Annotated in this window: 14 protein-coding genes; 6 read left to right on the forward strand and 8 right to left on the reverse strand. The window is 71.9% G+C overall.

Annotated elements, in window-relative coordinates; all coding sequences use genetic code 11:
* Positions 1-6: 6 nt before the first annotated feature.
* The 6 genes from ACIBPC_RS24220 (at position 7) to gndA (ending at position 5,775) form a co-directional block, all read left to right on the forward strand.
* Positions 7-1,260, forward strand: coding sequence for a cytochrome P450 (locus ACIBPC_RS24220; RefSeq protein WP_398847486.1), 1,254 nt, complete (start codon positions 7-9; stop codon positions 1,258-1,260).
* A gap of 182 nt (positions 1,261-1,442) precedes the next feature.
* A complete protein-coding gene (locus ACIBPC_RS24225; protein ID WP_398847488.1) occupies positions 1,443-2,138 on the forward strand; it encodes a GNAT family N-acetyltransferase in 696 nt (231 codons plus the stop codon).
* A 34-nt stretch (positions 2,139-2,172) separates the two neighbouring features.
* On the forward strand, positions 2,173-2,835 hold the full coding sequence (locus ACIBPC_RS24230; RefSeq protein WP_398847490.1) for a nucleoside/nucleotide kinase family protein: 663 nt from the start codon (positions 2,173-2,175) through the stop codon (positions 2,833-2,835).
* Between the two features lie 50 nt (positions 2,836-2,885).
* Positions 2,886-3,266 carry a MerR family transcriptional regulator gene (locus ACIBPC_RS24235; protein WP_362960066.1) on the forward strand — a complete coding sequence of 127 codons (381 nt, stop codon included), beginning with the start codon at positions 2,886-2,888 and terminating at the stop codon, positions 3,264-3,266.
* A gap of 162 nt (positions 3,267-3,428) precedes the next feature.
* Positions 3,429-4,259, forward strand: coding sequence for an aldo/keto reductase (locus tag ACIBPC_RS24240; RefSeq protein WP_362959703.1), 831 nt, complete (start codon positions 3,429-3,431; stop codon positions 4,257-4,259).
* A gap of 76 nt (positions 4,260-4,335) precedes the next feature.
* Positions 4,336-5,775, forward strand: a complete 1,440-nt coding sequence (gene gndA / locus ACIBPC_RS24245) for an NADP-dependent phosphogluconate dehydrogenase (RefSeq protein WP_398847492.1) — start codon at positions 4,336-4,338, stop codon at positions 5,773-5,775.
* 207 nt (positions 5,776-5,982) lie between these two features.
* Here gndA and ACIBPC_RS24250 read toward each other — a convergent pair whose 3' ends face one another.
* The 8 genes from ACIBPC_RS24250 to ACIBPC_RS24285 all read right to left on the reverse strand — a co-directional run bounded on the left by ACIBPC_RS24250 (position 5,983) and on the right by ACIBPC_RS24285 (position 16,810).
* Positions 5,983-7,875: a discoidin domain-containing protein gene (locus ACIBPC_RS24250; protein WP_398847494.1), complete on the reverse strand. Its 1,893-nt coding sequence runs from the start codon at positions 7,873-7,875 to the stop codon at positions 5,983-5,985.
* A gap of 214 nt (positions 7,876-8,089) precedes the next feature.
* Complete coding sequence (locus tag ACIBPC_RS24255) at positions 8,090-9,511, reverse strand: GH1 family beta-glucosidase (protein ID WP_398847496.1); 1,422 nt, start codon at positions 9,509-9,511, stop codon at positions 8,090-8,092.
* Between the two features lie 39 nt (positions 9,512-9,550).
* A complete protein-coding gene (locus ACIBPC_RS24260) occupies positions 9,551-10,543 on the reverse strand; it encodes an ABC transporter ATP-binding protein (protein WP_398847498.1) in 993 nt (330 codons plus the stop codon).
* Complete coding sequence (locus ACIBPC_RS24265; RefSeq protein WP_362959717.1) at positions 10,540-11,595, reverse strand: ABC transporter permease; 1,056 nt, start codon at positions 11,593-11,595, stop codon at positions 10,540-10,542. Before ACIBPC_RS24265 ends, ACIBPC_RS24260 begins: the two co-directional genes overlap by 4 nt.
* A 4-nt stretch (positions 11,596-11,599) precedes the next feature.
* On the reverse strand, positions 11,600-12,580 hold the full coding sequence (locus tag ACIBPC_RS24270) for an ABC transporter permease (protein ID WP_362959719.1): 981 nt from the start codon (positions 12,578-12,580) through the stop codon (positions 11,600-11,602).
* The gene (locus ACIBPC_RS24275; RefSeq protein ID WP_362959722.1) at positions 12,577-13,728 is read right to left on the reverse strand and encodes an ABC transporter ATP-binding protein; all 1,152 of its coding nucleotides are present in this window, start codon (positions 13,726-13,728) and stop codon (positions 12,577-12,579) included. Before ACIBPC_RS24275 ends, ACIBPC_RS24270 begins: the two co-directional genes overlap by 4 nt.
* Before the next feature lie 197 nt (positions 13,729-13,925).
* Positions 13,926-15,617 (reverse strand): ABC transporter substrate-binding protein, encoded by a 1,692-nt coding sequence (locus ACIBPC_RS24280; protein ID WP_398847501.1) that lies wholly within the window; start codon positions 15,615-15,617, stop codon positions 13,926-13,928.
* A 191-nt stretch (positions 15,618-15,808) separates the two neighbouring features.
* A complete protein-coding gene (locus ACIBPC_RS24285) occupies positions 15,809-16,810 on the reverse strand; it encodes a LacI family DNA-binding transcriptional regulator (protein WP_362959728.1) in 1,002 nt (333 codons plus the stop codon).
* Positions 16,811-17,157: the final 347 nt, after the last annotated feature.

Here is a 17,157-nt window from a genome sequence, read left to right on the forward strand (position 1 = left end):
ACCGCGATGGCAACCGCACAGACCCCTACCACCGGATGCCCCTACCACCTCGACGGCGCCGCCACCGACATCCACGGTGAGGCCGCCGCCCTGCGCGCCCTCGGACCCGCCGCCCGAGTGATCCTCCCCGGCGGGATCCCCGCCTGGTCCGTCACCGACCCGCACCTGATCCGCCGTCTGCTGACCCACCCCGACATCTCGAAGGACGCCCACCAGCACTGGCCCGCCTACATCGACAAGGAGATCCCCGAGGACTGGCCGCTGCGCATCTGGGTGGACGTCCGCAACGCCCTGTCCGCGTACGGCTCGGAGCACCGCCGCCTGCGCCGCCCGCTGGCCGCCGCGTTCAGCACGCGCCGCGTGCGGGCGCTGACCCCGCGGATCGAGGAGATCACCCGCACCCTGCTGGACGAGCTGGCGGCCGCGGACCCCGAGGAGACCGTGGACCTGCGGGCCCGCTTCGCCTGGCGGCTGCCGCTGCTCGTCGTGAACGCCGTGCTGGGCGTGCCCGAGGAGCTGCACGACGGGTTCCGCGACGCGGTCGGGAACCTGTTCGCCACCGACCTGCCGCCCGAGGAGGCGGCGGCGGCCCCGGTGGCGGTGTACGGGCTCATCACGCAGCTGATCGCCCACAAGCGCGAGCAGCCGGGCGACGACGTGACGTCCGCGCTGATCGCCTCGCACGCCGAGGGCGAGCTGACCGGCCAGGAGCTGGCGGACAGCCTGATGCTGCTGATCGGCGCGGGGCACGAGACGACCGTCAACCTCCTCGACCACGCCTCCGTGGACCTGATGCTCCACCCCGACCAGCTGGCCGAGGCCACCTCGGGCCGCGTGGGCTGGGATCAGGTGGTGGAGGAGGCGCTGCGGCACCAGGCGCCGATCGCGACGATCATCCTGCGCTTCGCCGTGCGCGACGTGCACGACGAGGCGACGGGGCTGACCTTCGCCCGGGGCGACGCCATCGCCATCAACTACGCGGCGGCCGGGCGCGACCCCGGGGTCCACGGCGACGACGCCGACCGCTTCGACATCAACCGGGCCACGGCCAGGGAGCACCTGGCGTTCGGGCACGGCGCGCACCTGTGCCTCGGCGCGGAACTCGCCCGTATCGAGGCGCGGATCGCGCTGGCGGCGCTCTTCGACCGGTTCCCGGAGATCCGCCTCGCGGTCGCGGCGGACGGGCTGCGCCCGATGCCGAGCCTCATCTCCAACGGCCACGAGCGCGTCCCCGTACGGCTCGGCCCCGCCGCCGCGTAACGGCGGCCCCTCCCCCACGGCTCCGCCGCTCCACTCCCCCACCGCGTCCCCCCACCGCGCGCAGCCACCCGGCCGCGCGCCGGGCCTTCCGCGGCCCGGCGCGCGTCCTGGCCGTTCGCAATCCGGACTTTTCCCCCACCCGCCTCATAGGGTGCGTGTCGACGCAGCGGAGAGGTGACGGGGTGACAGACGCGCCGGAGATCCGCTCCCTCGGGGAGCCGGGTCCGGAGTTCGATCGGATCTACGCGGAGATCCTGCGGCCCTCGTTCGACGACGACGAGCTGGCGCCGCCCGAGGAGCTGGCCGCTGAGCTGGCGGCCGGGCGGCTGAGCGTCCTGTGGTGCGCCGGGGCGGCGGGCGAGCCGCTCGCGGCGGCCGTCGGCACGTTCGAACCCGGCCACCGCATCATGCTGCTGACCTGGCTCGCCGTGCGCCCCGGGCGGCGCGGCGGCGGTCTCGGCGGCCCGCTGCTCGACGCGGCCGTGGCGGCGTGGCGCGCGGCGTTCGAACCGTGCATGGTCCTGGCCGAGGTCGCCGACCCGGAGCGGCACGCCGCCGGCGAGGCGCACGGCGACCCGGCGGGGCGGCTGCGGTTCTACCTGCGGCACGGCGCGCGGGTCCTGGACCTGCCCTACTTCCAGCCCGCGCTGGGCGAGGGCCGCAGGCGGGTGCCCGACATGCTGCTGACGGTGCTGCACGCCGACCCCTCGTTCGCCGGGAGCGTGCCGGAGACGATCGACGGCGCGCTGCTGCGGACCTGGCTGGAGGAGCACCAGGCGGAGACGGAGGGCTCGGTGGGCACCGATCCGTGGTCCGCGCGGCTGTGGCAGGCGGTGGAGCGGCCGGGCGGCGTCCCGTACCTGCGGTACCCGGGGTGAGGCGGGGCGCCGCCGCGCGCCGTACGCTCGCGGCATGACGCACGACGGGACCACCGGCCGCCCCGCGCCCGAACTAGTCGCCGCCGCCCGCGCGTTGCTGCCGGAGCACGGCCGCGCCGTCCTCGGCCTCGCGGGTCCGCCGGGCGCGGGCAAGTCCACGCTGGCCCGCGCCCTGACGGCGGCGCTCGGCCCGTCCGCCGCCTATGTGCCGCTGGACGGCTTCCACCTGTCGAACGGCCAGCTCGACCGGCTCGGCCTGCGCGACCGCAAGGGCTCGGAGCCGTCCTTCGACGTCTGGGGCTACGAGGCGCTGCTGCGCCGCCTGCTGGGCGACGGCGGCCGGGACCCCGTACGGGACGTGTACGTGCCGGACTTCGACCGCGCGCTGGACGAGCCGGTGGCCGCGCGGCACGCCGTGCCCGCCGCCGCGCGGCTGGTCGTCACCGAGGGGAACTACCTGGCGTGCGACCTGCCCGGCTGGCGCGAGGCGCGGTCCCTGATGGCGGCGGTCTGGTACGTGGACGCGCCGCCGGAGCTGCGGGACGAGCGGCTGATGCGGCGGCACACCGGCTTCGGGCGCGCCCGCGCGGCGGCCCGTGCCTGGATCGACGGCAACGACCTGCCGAACGCCGGTCTCGCCGAGCGGTCGCGCGCCCGCTGCGACCGCGTGGTCCCCGGGCTGCCGGGGACCGTGTAGCGTCCGTCCACGGGCCGGGAAGGGCCCCGGGGAACGAGGGGGTGGGGACCGTGCGGATCGGGGAGCTGTCCGAGCTGACCGGCACGCCGCGGCGGCTGCTGCGCTACTACGAGGAGCAGGGCCTCATCGCCGCCTGCCGCGCGCCGAACGGCTACCGCGAGTACGACGAGCGGTTCGTGGACCGCGTGCTCCAGATCCGCGGGCTGCTCGACGCCGGGCTGCCGACCCGCATCATCAAGCAGATCCTCCCCTGCCTCGACAAGCCGCGCACCATCCACTTCCCGGACGCCACGCCGGAGATGCTCGCGACGCTGGAGCACGAGCGCGAGCGGATGGCGGAGCGCATCGACTGCCTGGTGCGCAACCGGGACGCGATCACCGCGTACCTGGACGAGGTGCGCCGCCTCGCCCCCTCGGGCACCGACCGCTGACGGGCCCCGTCACCCCTGGGTCGCCTGCTACCTGACGACTTCGGCGTGACCTGTGGGGAAACCGTCCCGCCCGGGCCCGGCCGCGCGTTACGCTGGCCGAACATGATCGAGTTTGGTCCGGAAATGACCCGGTCCGGCTTGTCGCCGATCGAGGAGGAGCCTGTGGCATCCGCCCCCACCCACACCCTCAACGACTCGCACACCCTGCCCGCCCTCGGCTACGGCACCTACCCGCTGGACGACGCGGAGGCCGAGGACGCCGTGGCGGACGCGCTGGAGACCGGCTACCGGCTGATCGACACCGCCGTGAACTACGGGAACGAGACCGGCGTCGGCAAGGGCCTCGCCGCCTCCCGGCTGCCCCGCGCGGCGTTCACCGTGACCACCAAACTGCCCGGCAGGCACCAGGGCCACGACGAGACGCTCGCCTCGTTCGCCGAATCCCGGGCGCGGCTCGGCGTCGAGCAGGTGGACCTCTACCTGATCCACTGGCCGCTCCCCCGGGTGGACAAGTACGTCGACTCGTGGCGGGCCATGATCGAGCTGCGCGAGGCGGGGACCGTCAGGTCGCTCGGCGTCTCGAACTTCACGCCCGAGCAGATCCTGCGCCTGAAGCGGGAGACCGGCGTGCTGCCGGCCGTCAACCAGATCGAGATGCACCCGCTGCTCCCCCAGGAGGAGCTGCGCGCGTTCCACGCCGAGCACGGCATCGTCACCCAGAGCTGGAGCCCCCTGGGGCGCGGCAGCGACCTCCTGGGCGACCCGGTGATCGGCGGCATCGCGGCGGCGCACGGGGTGAGCCCGGCGCAGGTGATCCTGCGCTGGCACGTGGAGCTCGGCGCCGTGCCGATCCCCAAGTCGGGGAGCGCGGAGCGGCGCCGCGAGAACTTCGACGTCTTCGGCTTCGCGCTGGACGACGACGAACTGGCCGCGGTCTCCGACCGGCCGCACCGGCGGCTCGGCGGCGACCCGGACACGCACGAGGAGTTCTGAACGCGGCCCGGGGCGGGCGCGCGCCCCGGGCCGTGCGGCACTACCGGACGCACCTATCGGAAGAGGGAGTTGAGACATGGGGCGGCAGGCGCAGATCGGGGTCACCGGGCTCGCGGTGATGGGGCGCAACCTCGCGCGCAACCTCGCGCGGCACGGCCACACCGTCGCGGTGCACAACCGCACCGCGACCCGGACCAGGGAGCTGGTGGAGCAGTTCGGCGACGAGGGGGACTTCGTGCCCGCCGAGTCGGCCGAGGAGTTCGTCGCGTCGCTGGAGCGGCCGCGGCGGCTGGTCGTCATGGTCAAGGCGGGGGCGCCCACGGACGCCGTGATCGACGAGTTCGCCCCGCTGCTCGAACCGGGCGACATGATCATGGACGGCGGCAACGCGCACTACGCCGACACCCGCCGCCGCGAGGCCGCGCTGCGCGAGCGCGGGCTGCACTTCGTCGGCTGCGGCATCTCGGGCGGCGAGGAGGGCGCGCTGAACGGGCCGAGCATCATGCCCGGCGGCTCGGCCGAGTCGTACGAGGCGCTCGGGCCGCTGCTGGAGAGCATCGCCGCCCAGGTGGACGGCGAGCCGTGCTGCGCGCACATCGGCCCTGACGGCGCGGGCCACTTCGTGAAGATGGTGCACAACGGCATCGAGTACGCCGACATGCAGCTGATCGCGGAGGCCTACGACCTGCTGCGGCAGGTCGCCGGGTACGAGCCGGCGCGGATCGCCGACACGTTCCGCGAGTGGAACAAGGGGCGCCTCGACTCGTACCTCATCGAGATCACGGCCGAGGTGCTCGCGCACACCGACGCGGCGACCGGCAAGCCGTTCGTCGACATCGTCGCGGACCGCGCCGAGCAGAAGGGCACAGGGCGCTGGACCGTGCAGACGGCGCTCGACCTCGGCGTGCCGGTGACGGGCATCGCGGAGGCGACGTTCGCGCGGTCGCTGTCGGGCCACGCCGAGCTGCGGGAGGCCGCGCGCGGCCTGCCGGGCCCGGCGCGCCCCGCGCTGCACCCGGACGACGCGGCGCGCTTCGCGAGCCAGGTCGAGGAGGCGCTGTACGCGTCGAAGATCGTCGCGTACGCGCAGGGCTGGGACCTGATCGAGGCGGGCAGCGCGGAGTACGGCTGGGACATCGACCGGGGCACGGTCGCGAAGATCTGGCGCGGCGGCTGCATCATCAGGGCGCGGTTCCTCGACCAGATCAGGGCGGCCTACCACGAGGGCGGCGACGCGCCGGTGACGCTGCTGGCGGACCCGGGGTTCGCCGAGGCGCTGGGCGCGGCCCAGAACCCGTGGCGGCACGTCGTGGCGAAGGCGACGGAGCTGGGCGTCCCGGTGCCCGGCATCTCGTCGGCGCTGGCGTACTACGACGCGCTGCGCGCGGAGCGGCTTCCGGCGGCGCTGGTGCAGGGGCAGCGCGACTTCTTCGGCGCCCACACGTACGAGCGCACGGACCGCGAGGGGTCGTTCCACACGCTGTGGGGCGGCGACCGGAGCGAGCAGGAGGCCTGAGCGCGCCGGTGCCCCGGCCTCCCTCGCGGGGGGCCGGGGCGGTGCGGACGCGGGTCCCGGATCACGGCTGACGGTCCGGGACCCGCGGGGCCGGGTGTGCGGCCGTCCGACGCGTGCGACGCGCGGCGGACGGAGCGGTCCGTGTACGGGCAGGGTCCTGGCCGTCGTCCCCGGCGGTCGGGTCAGGCCGCCGGGGACGGGCGGCGGTCAGGACTTCTGCTCGACCCGCACCCAGTCCACCTCCAGCTGCACGCCCCCGGCGCGGACGCGGTCCACGCTGGACTGCGGCAGGCCCCAGTAGGGGCTGGTGACCTGGTTGTAGCCCGCCGGGTAGGCGCCGCCGAGCGCCAGGTTGAGGATGACGTACTGGTTGTGGTCGAAGACCCACTGGCCGCGGGTCGCCTCGACCTTCTGGCGCAGCAGCTCGTACACCAGGCGGTCGTCCACGTAGAAGCGCTGGGCCGTCGGGGTCCACTCGACGCTGTAGGTGTGCCACTGGTCGACGGACTGCCCCGCCGGGAAGGTCTGCGAGGCGCCGATGTTGCCGTCGGCCGAGTAGCCGGGGCCGTGGACGGCGGCGCTGGTCCAGTTGGCGTAGCCGATGTTCTCCATGATGTCGGTCTCGCCGCTGGCGGGCCAGGAGACGTTGGGGTCGTCCACGTTGCTGCCCAGCATCCAGAAGGCGGGCCAGAAGCCGTCGCCGACCGGCATCTTGATGCGGGCGCTGACGCGTCCGTAGGTGAAGTCGTACTTGGTGTTGGTGTCGATCCGGCCGGAGGAGAAGTCGTACACCTGGCCGTTGGGGGCCGTGGTGCAGCGGACGCAGTGGTTGGCGCGCAGGCGCAGGGTGCCGTCGGCGACCTGGATGTTCTGCGGGGAGTCGACGTACGCCTGGGACTCGCCGTTCACCGAGCCCATGGTCGAACCGGTGGTGACGACGCGCCACTTGCCGCGGTCGAGCGAGGTGCCGTTGAAGTCCTCGGTGAACGTGGTGCGGTAGGTCCCGTTGGACTCCGCGGGCAGCGGCGCGTACTGCACGTTGCCGTTGCCGCCCGTGCCCCAGACCTGGAACTCGTAGAGCGAGTAGCCGAACTGGGCGGTGTAGGGCGCGGGGTTGTAGAAGGAGCGGCGCTCGACGCCGAGCATCCTGATGTAGCGCGCGTTGGCGGGCGTGCTCAGGGTGATGGTGTCGCGGATGCCGGCCGCCTCGCCCGGGCCCTGGATGTTGGCCCGGCGGGCGGCGACCTGCGAGGCGGACGGCTGCCACACCGTGCGCCAGTTGCGGTTGTCGTCCGAGACCTGGATGCGGTAGTCCACGGCGTACGCGGCCTGCCAGTACAGGTCGACCGAGGTGATGCGGGAGGTGGCGCCCAGGTCCACGCCGACCCAGCGGTTGGCGTTCCAGTCGCTGGCCCAGCGGCTGATGTCGTCGCGCAGGTTGGCGGGGATGCCGCCGTCCGTCACGTACGCCGGGGAGTGGGCGGCGTCCTGGTGGATGTCGCCGTAGGCCGGGTGGTTCAGCGCCAGGTTGGTCGTGGTGGTGGAGGCCGGGGCGGTCACGCCGCCGTAGACCTCGAAGGAGAAGAGCGAGTAGCCCCAGGGGGTCGCGCGCTCGATGCCGCGCATCCGGACGTAGCGGCCGGTGACCTCCTGCGGGTAGGTGCGGGCGGTCAGGGTGCCGCCCGTGCCCGCGTTCTCCGTAAAGAACGAGCGCCAGTTCTGCCCGTCCGAGGAGACCTCCAGGGCGTAGCGGCGGCCGTAGGCGGCCTCCCAGGCGAGGCGTACCTCGGTGATGCGGAGGGTCTGGCCGAGGTCGATGGCGATCCACGCGTTGTCCGCGAAGTTGCTCGACCAGCGGGTGGCGCCGTTGCTGTCGAAGGCCCGGGCGGCCGCGGTGTCCGCGTTCTCCGCGCCCGACGAGGTGACCCGGGCGGGGGCGGCCGCGGCCGAGGAGGCGGCCCAGTCGCTGTTCCAGGCCGCCGCCGCGACCCCGCCCGCGGGGTCGGCGGCGGCCGTGTAGGTGATTCCGGTGACGATGAACAGGAGGGCCGCGCCGAGGGCGAGGACCCTGCTGCGTGCACGTGTCCGACTGCGGAACATGACGCTCCACTTCTGCCGATGAGGCAACACAGGGAAAGGTGATGACCCTTTGTCAGACGTCTCGCAAAGATTGTGAGAGCGCTCTCAGACACCTGTGATGGTCACGAGCAGGTTGCGTGCATGTCAACTGCGGCGTCAGGTTCCGGAACCCCCGGCCCTTTCCCGGAAAATCGCGCGGTCCGGGCGGGACGGGGGCTCCGTCGGCGTCAGCCGTTCAGGAGGAGGCCTCCCGGGTGAGCCTGATGCTGTCCGCGTACCACTGGCCGCTGTCCTTCACGGTGCGGCGCTGCGTGTCGTAGTCCACCCGTACGATGCCGAACCGCTTGTCGTACCCGTAGGCCCATTCGAAGTTGTCGAACAGGGACCACGCGAAGTAGCCGCGGATGTCCGCGCCCGCCGCGCGCGCCTTGGCGACCGCGCCGATGTGCTCGACGAGGTAGGCGGTGCGGTCCGCGTCGTGGACCGTGCCGTCGTCCTGCGCCGTGTCGTCGAACGCGGCGCCGTTCTCCGTGATGACCATCGGCACGCCGTAGTCCTCGTGCAGGCGCAGCAGGAGGCTCGTCAGGCCCTCGGGGACGATCTCCCAGTCCATCGCCGTCACCGGGCGGCCGAAGGGGACGCCGCGGACGACGGGGACGCCGTCCGCGTCGGTCGTGGCGCCGTTCTCGTCCGTGCCGGCGAACTGGTGGCTGGAGTAGTAGTTGACGCCCACGACGTCGAGCGGCGTGGAGATGACCTCCAGGTCGCCGTCCTCGACGGGCAGTTCGACGCCGCGCGCCGCCAGGTCCTCCAGCAGGTCCGCCGGGTAGCGGCCGTGGACCAGCGGGTCCATGTAGACGCGGGTGCCGAGGGCGTCCGCGCGGCGCTGCGCGGCGCGGTCCTCCTCGGAGTCCGAGGCGGGGACCGAGTGGCCCATGTTCAGGGTGATGCCCAGTTCCAGCGGGCCGGTGGCGCGGGCGCGCAGCCGCTGGGCGGCCAGGCCGTGGCCGAGCAGCAGGTGGTGGACGGCGTGCATGGCGTCGCCGAAGTTCTTGCGGCCCGGCGCGTGGAGACCCATGTCGTAGCCGAGCATGGCCGAGCACCAGGGCTCGTTCAGCGTGGTCCAGTGGACGACGCGGTCGCCCAGCGCGTCGTACGCCAGCTCGGCGTAGTCGGCGAACCGGTAGGCCGTGTCGCGGACCGGCCAGCCGCCCGCGTCCTCCAGCTCCTGCGGGAGGTCCCAGTGGTAGAGCGTCACCCAGGGCGTGATGCCCCGGTCGAGCAGGGTGTCCACGAGGCGGTCGTAGAACGCGACGCCCGCCGCGTTGGCGGGACCGCGCCCGCCCGGCTGGATGCGCGGCCAGGCGAGGGAGAAGCGGTACGTGTCCACGCCGAGGCCGGCGATGAGGTCCACGTCCTCGGTATAGCGGTGGTAGTGGTCACAGGCGATGTCGCCGTTCTCCCCGTTGACCACGGCGCCGGGGACACGGCAGAACGTGTCCCAGATGGACGGGGTGCGGCCGTCCTCGGCCACGGCGCCCTCGATCTGGTACGAGGACGTCGCGACCCCCCAGCGGAAATCGGCGGCGAGTTCGGGGAAGGAGACGGGCGCGGGCCCGGTGCCGGGCCGGTCGGCCGGCGTTGCGGTGGAGGTCATGGTGCTGTCGTCGCTCCTGTGTGTGGCGCGGTCGGTCGGTCAGGCTTCCGCGTGCAGCCAGCAGGCGACGGTGCGGTCGCTGCCCGGCGTCGGCGGGGCGAGGACCGGCACGCGCTGGTCGCACGGTTCGAATCTCTTCGGGCAGCGCGGGTGGAAGGCGCAGCCCGTCGGCATGGCGGTCAGGTCGGGGGGCGAGCCGGGGATGCCGGTCAGCTCCCGGCGCGGGCCGTGCAGCGCCGGGAACGAGTGCAGCAGCCCGTCGCTGTACGGGTGGTTCGCCGACTCGTAGATCTGCTTGCTGTCGGCCTCCTCCACGATTCTGCCCCCGTACATGATCGCGATGCGGTCGGAGAACTCGATCAGGAGCGAGATGTCGTGCGTGATGAAGACGACCGAGAAGTCCAGCTCGGCGCGCAGGCGCGTGAGCTGGCGGAGGATCTGGCGCTGCATCACGACGTCGAGCGCCGTGGTGGGCTCGTCGAGGATGACGATGTCCGGGTCGAGCGCCAGGGCCATGCCGATCATGACGCGCTGGCGCATGCCGCCGGAGAGCTGGTGCGGGTAGCTGCCGAGCCGGTCCTGCGAGATGCCGACGAGGGCGAGCAGTTCGGCGGCGCGGGCGTCGCGGTCGGCGCGGCTCATGTCGGGCCGGTGCGCCTTGAGGACGTCCGTCAGCTGGGCGCGCACGGTGTGCACCGGGTTCAGGGAGTTCATGGCGCCCTGGAAGACCAGGGAGATCTCCTGCCACCTGAAGGCGCGCAGCTGCTCGGTGCCGAGGTCGAGGATGTCGATCGGCTCGCCCTTGCGCGGGTGGTAGATGACCTCCCCGCCCGTGATGACGCCGGGCGGGGACAGCAGGCGGGTCACGGCGTAGGCGAGCGTCGACTTGCCGCTGCCGGACTCCCCGGCGAGGCCGAGGACCTCGCCGCGGTGCAGGGTGAGGTTGATGTCGCGGACGGCGTGCACCGCCTTGTCCCCGAGCCCGTAGTTGACGTCGAGGCCGCGTATGTCGAGAACGGCTGGTGCGGTCATGGCCGCTTCCCCTTTCCGTTGGAGCGGGCCGGTGGTGCGGGCGGCTCCGTCGGGGGGAGCTTCTGCACGGCGGCGTGCCGGGGGGCACCGGTGGCGGGGCGCTTGTCGCGGAGCACGGGCGTGAAGCCGACGCGCATCTTGACGGACCGCTCGCTGCGTCCCTGGCTGCGGAGCCGGGGGTTGATGAACTCGTCGATGCCGAAGTTGATCAGCGACAGGGCCGTGCCGAGCAGCGCGATGCACAGACCGGCCGGGACGAACCACCACCAGGCGTCCTGGGCGAGCGCCTGGTTGCTCTGCGCCCAGAACAGCACCGTGCCCCAGTTCCAGTTCGAGATGTCGGCGATGCCGATGAAGGCGAGCGTGATCTCGGACAGGACGGCGAAGATGACCGTGCCGATGAAGCCGGACGCGATGACCGGCGTCAGGTTCGGCAGCAGCTCGAAGACGATGATGCGCCAGGTGGACTCGCCGGTGGCGCGGGCCGCCTGGACGTAGTCGCGGCCGCGCAGCGACAGCGTCTGGGCCCGCAGCACGCGGGCGCCCCACGCCCAGGAGGTGAGTCCGATGACGAGGGCGATGACCAGGTCGCTGGTGTCGGGCAGGAAGCTGGTGATGATGATGATCAGCGGCAGGGCGGGGATGACGAGGAAGACGTTGCTGAGCGAGGACAGCACGTCGTCGCCGACACCGCCGAGGTAGCCGGCCGTCACGCCGATGAGGACACCGAGCACGGTGGCGATCAGGGCGGCGAGCAGGCCCACCAGGAGCACGCCCCGGGTGCCGACGAGGATCTGCGAGAAGATGTCCTCACCGGTCTGCGTGGTGCCGAACGGGTGGTCCCAGGACGGGGACTGGAGCAGGTCCTCGCTGCGCGCCGACGGGTCGTACGGCGCGAGCCAGTCGCCGAAGATCGCCATGAGCAGGAAGACGGCGAGGATGCCGAGGCCGATGGCGGTCTTGCGGTTGCGCAGGAAGCGGAACCTGTCGCGGCGCGGGGCCGCCGCCTCGTCTGACGAGGCGATGGCGGATTCGGTGGCTTGCAGGGCCATGGCGTTACCCCTCCCGCCGGGTGCGTGGGTCGAGCAGCAGATAGACGATGTCGGCCACGAGGTTCGCGGCGAGCACCGCCAGGGTGATGAACAGGAAGACGCCCTGCATCAGCGGGTAGTCCTTCGCGCTGACACCCTGATAGAGGATGTAGCCGATGCCCGGGTAGGAGAAGACCATCTCGACGAGCAGGGTGCCGCCGACGATGAAGCCCAGCGAGAGCGCGAAGTTGGAGATGTTCGGCAGGATGGCGTTGCGCGCGGCGTAGGAGAACATCACGCGGCGCTCCGAAAGGCCCTTGGCCTGGGCGACCAGCACGTAGTCCTCGGCGGTCACGGAGACCATCATGTTGCGCATGCCGAGGATCCAGCCCGCGATGGAGCTGATGATGATCGTGATGCCGGGCAGCATGCCGTGGTAGAGGGCGCTGCCGATGAAGTCGAAGTCCCAGCCGGGCACGAACTCGTTGCTGTAGCCGCCGGACGCGGGGAACCACTGCCACTGGACGGCGAACACCGCGATGGCGATCAGGCCGAGCCAGAAGTAGGGGATCGCGGCGAAGAAGGTGGTGATCGGCAGGATCGAGTCGAGCCAGGAGCCGCGGCGCCAGCCGGCGAGGATGCCGATGCCGGTGCCGAGGAGGAAGCTGAGGATGGTGGTGATGCCCATCAGTGTCAGCGTCCAGGGCATGGACTGGCTGATGATGTCGGAGACGCCGGTCGGGAAGTAGGTGAACGACGTGCCGAGGTCGCCGTTGAACAGGTTGCCCCAGTAGTCCATGTACTGCTGCCACAGCGACGTGTCGTTGTCGAGGCCGAAGAGGACCCGCAGCGAGTCGATGGCGTCGGTGCTGAGCTGGCCCTGGTACCGGTTGATCAGGGACTGGACCGGGTCGCCCGGCATGAGCCGGGGGATGAAGAAGTTGATCGTGATGGCGGCCCACGCCGTGGCGGCGTAGAAGAGCACGCGCTGGATGAAGTACCTCACGCCGTGGCCCCCTTGTTCACCGGGCGGGCGTCGGCCTTGTCCAGGTCGTCGGCGTACAGCCAGCAGGCGGCCCACTGGCCGCCTGGCAGGTCGAAGCGGGGCGGCAGTTCGGTGCGGCAGCGCTCCATGGCCTTGGGGCAGCGCGGGTGGAACCGGCAGCCGGCGGGCGGCCTGATGAGGCTCGGCGGCTCGCCCGCCTTGTCGTCGTCCTCGGTGGCGACGACGGCCTCGCTCACCGCCTCGGCGGCCTCGGTGGGCTCGCCCGCGGGGGCGCCGGGCGCGACGGCGATGCGGTCCGGGTCGGGCGCCGAGCCGATGAGGAGCTGCGTGTACGGGTGCGCGGGGCGCTGCGTGACGGTCTCGCTGTCGCCGCCCTCGACCATGCGGCCCGCGTACATCACCAGGGTCTCGTCGGCGAAGTACCGGGCGGACGCGATGTCGTGGGTGATGTAGAGGATCGCCAGGTTGAGGCGTTCCTTCAGGTCGCGCAGGAGGTTCAGGATGCCGAGGCGTATGGAGACGTCCAGCATGGAGACCGGCTCGTCGGCGAGCAGGACCTGCGGGTCCGCGGCCATGGCACGGGCGATGGCGACGCGCTGGCGCTGGCCGCCGGACAGCTCGTGCGGGAACGAGTCGATGTAGCGCTCGGGCGGCGTCAGGTGGACGCGGCCGAGGAGTTCCTTGAGCGCGGCCTCCAGGTCGGCGGGAGTCTTCCCGGCGCGCTTGTGGATGCGCAGGGCGCGCGTGAGGTGGTACCGGATGGTGTGCGTCGGGTTCAGCGAGCCGAAGGGGTCCTGGAAGATCATCTGGACCTGGCGGCAGTAGGCGCGGAACGCGCGCCCGCGCGCGGCGCGTACCGGCTTGCCCGACAGCAGGAGTTCCCCGCCGGTGGCGGGGTAGAGCTGGGCGAGGAGCCGGGCGATGGTCGACTTGCCTGAGCCGGACTCGCCGACGACCGCGGTGACGGTGCCGCGGCGCAGCTTGATGTTGACGTCGTCGACGGCGTGGACGACCGGCCGGTCGCGGTCGGCGAGGTTGCGCAGCGTGCGGCGGACGGCGAAGTGCTTGCTGAGGTCCTTGGCCTCCAGGACGACTTCGCGGTCCCTCAGCGGCACTTCGGCCGTGGGTGGATCGGGAATTTCGGGCATGACTTGGTGTCCTGTCGTACGAGGGCGAGAGGGCGCCCGCCCCCGCCGCGGTGCTGGCGCGGTCTGGGTGCGGCGGGGGCGGGCGGTCTGGGCGGACCCGGCGGGGTCCTTGTCACTCGGGCCTTGTCAGGCGGTCCTCGTCATCGGGGGGCCTGAATCACAGGCGGCCGACGGTCCGTTCTGGGGGAAACGTGCCGTCAGTTGGCTGCTTCGAGGTTCAGGACGACCTCCAGGGCACCGCGCTGGGTGGGCTGCGGCGGGGCGTACGGGTCCTCCTCCGTCGGCCAGCCGGTCCAGTTCTTGGTGCTGTACTCCGCGCCGATGGGGCCGGCGACGGTCGGGATCATCGGCACCTCGTCGACGAGGATCCGCTGGAGCTCGTACAGCGCCTCGTTGCGGGCGTTGTCGTCGGTCGCCTCGCGGTACTCGGCGAGCGCCGCGGTGGCCTCGTCGTTCTGGAAGCGGCCGAAGTTGCCGCCGGGCGACGCCTCGCCGATCGGCTTGTACAGGTCGCCGTCCATGATGTTGGCGTACATGTCGTACGGCGTGGCACCGGTGTTGGTCCAGTGCAGCGTGGCGTCGAAGCCACCGGCGTTGACCGCGTCGGTCCACGCGTCGACGGTCTGGGTCTCGACGCTGGCCTCGATGCCGATCTCGGCGAAGTTGTCGCGGATGATCGACAGCGCGGTCAGGTAGTCGGACCAACCGGCCGGGTCGGTCAGGGTCAGCGTGACCGGGTCGCCCTCGGGGGTGCGCAGGGTGTCGCCGTCCAGTTCGTAACCGGCCTCCTCCAGCACCGCGCGGGCGCCGTCGACGTCCGGCTCCGCGACCTGGCCCTGGAACTCGGGGGCGATGAACGACTCGCCCGCGGGCAGCGGCAGACCGGTCGGGTTCTCCAGCAGCGGGTACAGACCGGCGTGGGCCACCGAGCTGATGGACTCCCGGTCGATCACCATGGACATGGCGCGGCGCAGCGCCGGGTCGTCGAACGGGGCCCGCTCGTTGTTGATCCACAGACCGTGGATGCCGAGGCCGGTCGGGAACCACAGCTTGTGGTTCTCCGGGTCGCGCTCGACGAAGACGCTTTCGTAGTCGGGCATGAAGACGTAGGACCATTCGCTGTCGCCGTTGGCGAGCGCGGTGGTCTGCGCGTTGTTGTCGTTGTACGACGTGTAGCGCAGCTCCTCGACCTCGGGCAGGTCCTGCCAGTAGCTGTCGCGGCGGACCAGCGTGACCGTCTGCGGGGTGAAGGTGTCGATGGAGTAGGGGCCGGTGCCGACCGGCTCCTGGTCCTCGTACATCTCCGGGGCCTCGACCTCGGACCATATGTGCTCGGGCACGATGTAGGTGTCGAGGATGCGCGTCTGGTTGACGAACTGCGACGACTCGAAGGTGACGGTGACGGTGTTGCCGTCGACCGCGACGTCCGAGTAGGGCAGGCCCGCGGTGTTCAGCGCGTCCGTGTTCATCAGCATGTCGAAGGTGAACGCGATGTCCTCGGCGGTGAAGTCCTCACCGTCGGCCCAGGTCACGCCCTCACGCGCGGTGATGGTGATCTGGGTGAAGTCCTCGCTGAACTCCCACGACTCGGCGAGCCACGGGTCCGGGTCCTGGTCGGGGCGGACCGGGTTGGTCATGGCGAGGGGTTCGTAGATCATCGCGCGGTAGCCGAGGGAGGCGCCGGCGGAGGTGTCGAGGAAGGGGTTGTTGTTGTTGGTCTGCGGGCCGTTCGGCATACCGACGTTCAGCACGCCGTTGCCGCCACCGCCGCCGCCGGGGCCCGACGCCCCTTCGCTGCCGCCACCGCCACAGCCGGCGATGACCCCGAGCGCGATGACGACGCTCGTCGCGGTCGTGAGCGTTCTGCGCGAACGCGTACGGACTCTCATGTTCTGGAACCTCCCGTAGGGCAATGCTGTTCTCTCGGCGCCGTGTCGTGTGCACTGTCCCGATGGTGCTGGGACCGGCGCCGCGTGCGTGTGACGCGGTCCTGCGGTGGCGCGCCGCCCGGCGGCGCTGTGGGGGGTGCGGTGGTGCTGGTGGTACGGGGTGGTGCGGGGGGTGGTGCGTGGAGGGACCGTCAGCCCGGCGCGGACGACCGGACGACGAATTCGGTGGGCAGCACGACCGGTTCGGTGTCCAGCGGGATCACACCGCCGAGGTGGTCGAGCATGCGCCGGGCCGCCGTCTCCCCCATCGCCCGCATGGGCTGGCGGACGGTGGTGAGGGGCGGTTCGGTGTAGGCCGCGATCGGGATGTCGTCGAACCCGATCACGGCCACGTCGTCCGGGACCCGGCGACCGGCTCCCCGCAGGGCGTGCAGGGCTCCGGTGGCACTGAGGTCGTTGTGCGCGAAGACGGAGTCGAAGTGCAGTCCGTCGGCCAGCGCGCGTTCGATCTGGGTCTGTCCGCTGCGGACGGTGAAGTCGCCGGGAAGGACGTACTTCTCGGTCAGGGCCACGCCGTTCTCGCGCAGCACCCGTCCGAAGCCTGTGAGCCGGTCCTGCACGCAGCCGAAGTGCCGGGGCCCGGTGATGGTGAGCGGGGCGCGGCGCCCGGAGGCGAGCAGGTGGTGCGCCGCCGCGGCGGCGCCCTCGGCGTTGGTGGTGGCGACCGAGGGGAATTCGGGGCGCTGCCCCCGGTCGTCGATCATGACGAGCGGCAGGCCCTGGTGGTGGAGCGCGGCGATCATGCGGAGCGTGTTCTCCGGCTCGATGACCAGCACCCCGTCGAAGGCGCGGGCGGACACCTGGCTGGTGAACTGCGCCATGGACACCTCACCGCGGTTGCAGGTGAAGAGGAGGAGGCCGTAGCCGGCGGCCTCCACCGTGTCGGCCACGCCCTGCACCATCTCGCCGACCCAGGGCCAGGTCAGGGACGGTACGAGCATCGCCAGTGTGCGGCTGCTGCCCCGGGCGAGGCCGACGGCGCGCGAGCTGGGGACGTACCCCAGTTCCGCGATGACGGCCCTGACGCGGTCAGCGGTCTCCGAGTCCACCTCTCCCTTGCCGTTGAGCACGCGCGAGACGGTGGTCTTGCTGACCGCCGCGGTACGCGCGACGTCGGCGATGGTGACACGCATGGACTGGGCTCCTCGGGCACATGAGGGCTGCCGTCCGACTCGGCGGCAGCGCCGACACCGGTTCCGGAACCGGTTCCGGCGATGTTGCGTGGGAGTTAACCGGCTCGCCCGAAACCCGTCAAGAGATGGCGGGTCAATCTTTTGAGGGCCACTCAGGGGCGCGCAAGCTTTCAGGTCTTGAACGCGGAAAACGTTGTACCCGGACTGACCAGCACCGCTGCTTCATGGTCACGATGACATCTCGTTCCACGCTCCCTTGCGTGACGCCCCTGTTGTCGCTGGTGAGAGACGGTATGCAGGTTTGGGGGGCGTGCCCACGGGGCAACCGGCCTCGATTCGGTAACGGT

This window comes from Streptomyces sp. NPDC049879 (assembly GCF_044461265.1).
Classification (GTDB): domain Bacteria; phylum Actinomycetota; class Actinomycetes; order Streptomycetales; family Streptomycetaceae; genus Streptomyces.

Coding starts and splice junctions, on each gene's coding strand:
- gndA (WP_398847492.1), top strand. CDS start 4,336: ATGGGGCGGCAGGCGCAGATCGGGGTCACCGGGCTCGCGGTGATGGGG.
- ACIBPC_RS24260 (WP_398847498.1), bottom strand. CDS start 10,543: ATGACCGCACCAGCCGTTCTCGACATACGCGGCCTCGACGTCAACTAC.
- ACIBPC_RS24230 (WP_398847490.1), top strand. CDS start 2,173: ATGACGCACGACGGGACCACCGGCCGCCCCGCGCCCGAACTAGTCGCC.
- ACIBPC_RS24275 (WP_362959722.1), bottom strand. CDS start 13,728: ATGCCCGAAATTCCCGATCCACCCACGGCCGAAGTGCCGCTGAGGGAC.
- ACIBPC_RS24220 (WP_398847486.1), top strand. CDS start 7: ATGGCAACCGCACAGACCCCTACCACCGGATGCCCCTACCACCTCGAC.
- ACIBPC_RS24265 (WP_362959717.1), bottom strand. CDS start 11,595: ATGGCCCTGCAAGCCACCGAATCCGCCATCGCCTCGTCAGACGAGGCG.
- ACIBPC_RS24280 (WP_398847501.1), bottom strand. CDS start 15,617: ATGAGAGTCCGTACGCGTTCGCGCAGAACGCTCACGACCGCGACGAGC.
- ACIBPC_RS24255 (WP_398847496.1), bottom strand. CDS start 9,511: ATGACCTCCACCGCAACGCCGGCCGACCGGCCCGGCACCGGGCCCGCG.
- ACIBPC_RS24285 (WP_362959728.1), bottom strand. CDS start 16,810: ATGCGTGTCACCATCGCCGACGTCGCGCGTACCGCGGCGGTCAGCAAG.
- ACIBPC_RS24250 (WP_398847494.1), bottom strand. CDS start 7,875: ATGTTCCGCAGTCGGACACGTGCACGCAGCAGGGTCCTCGCCCTCGGC.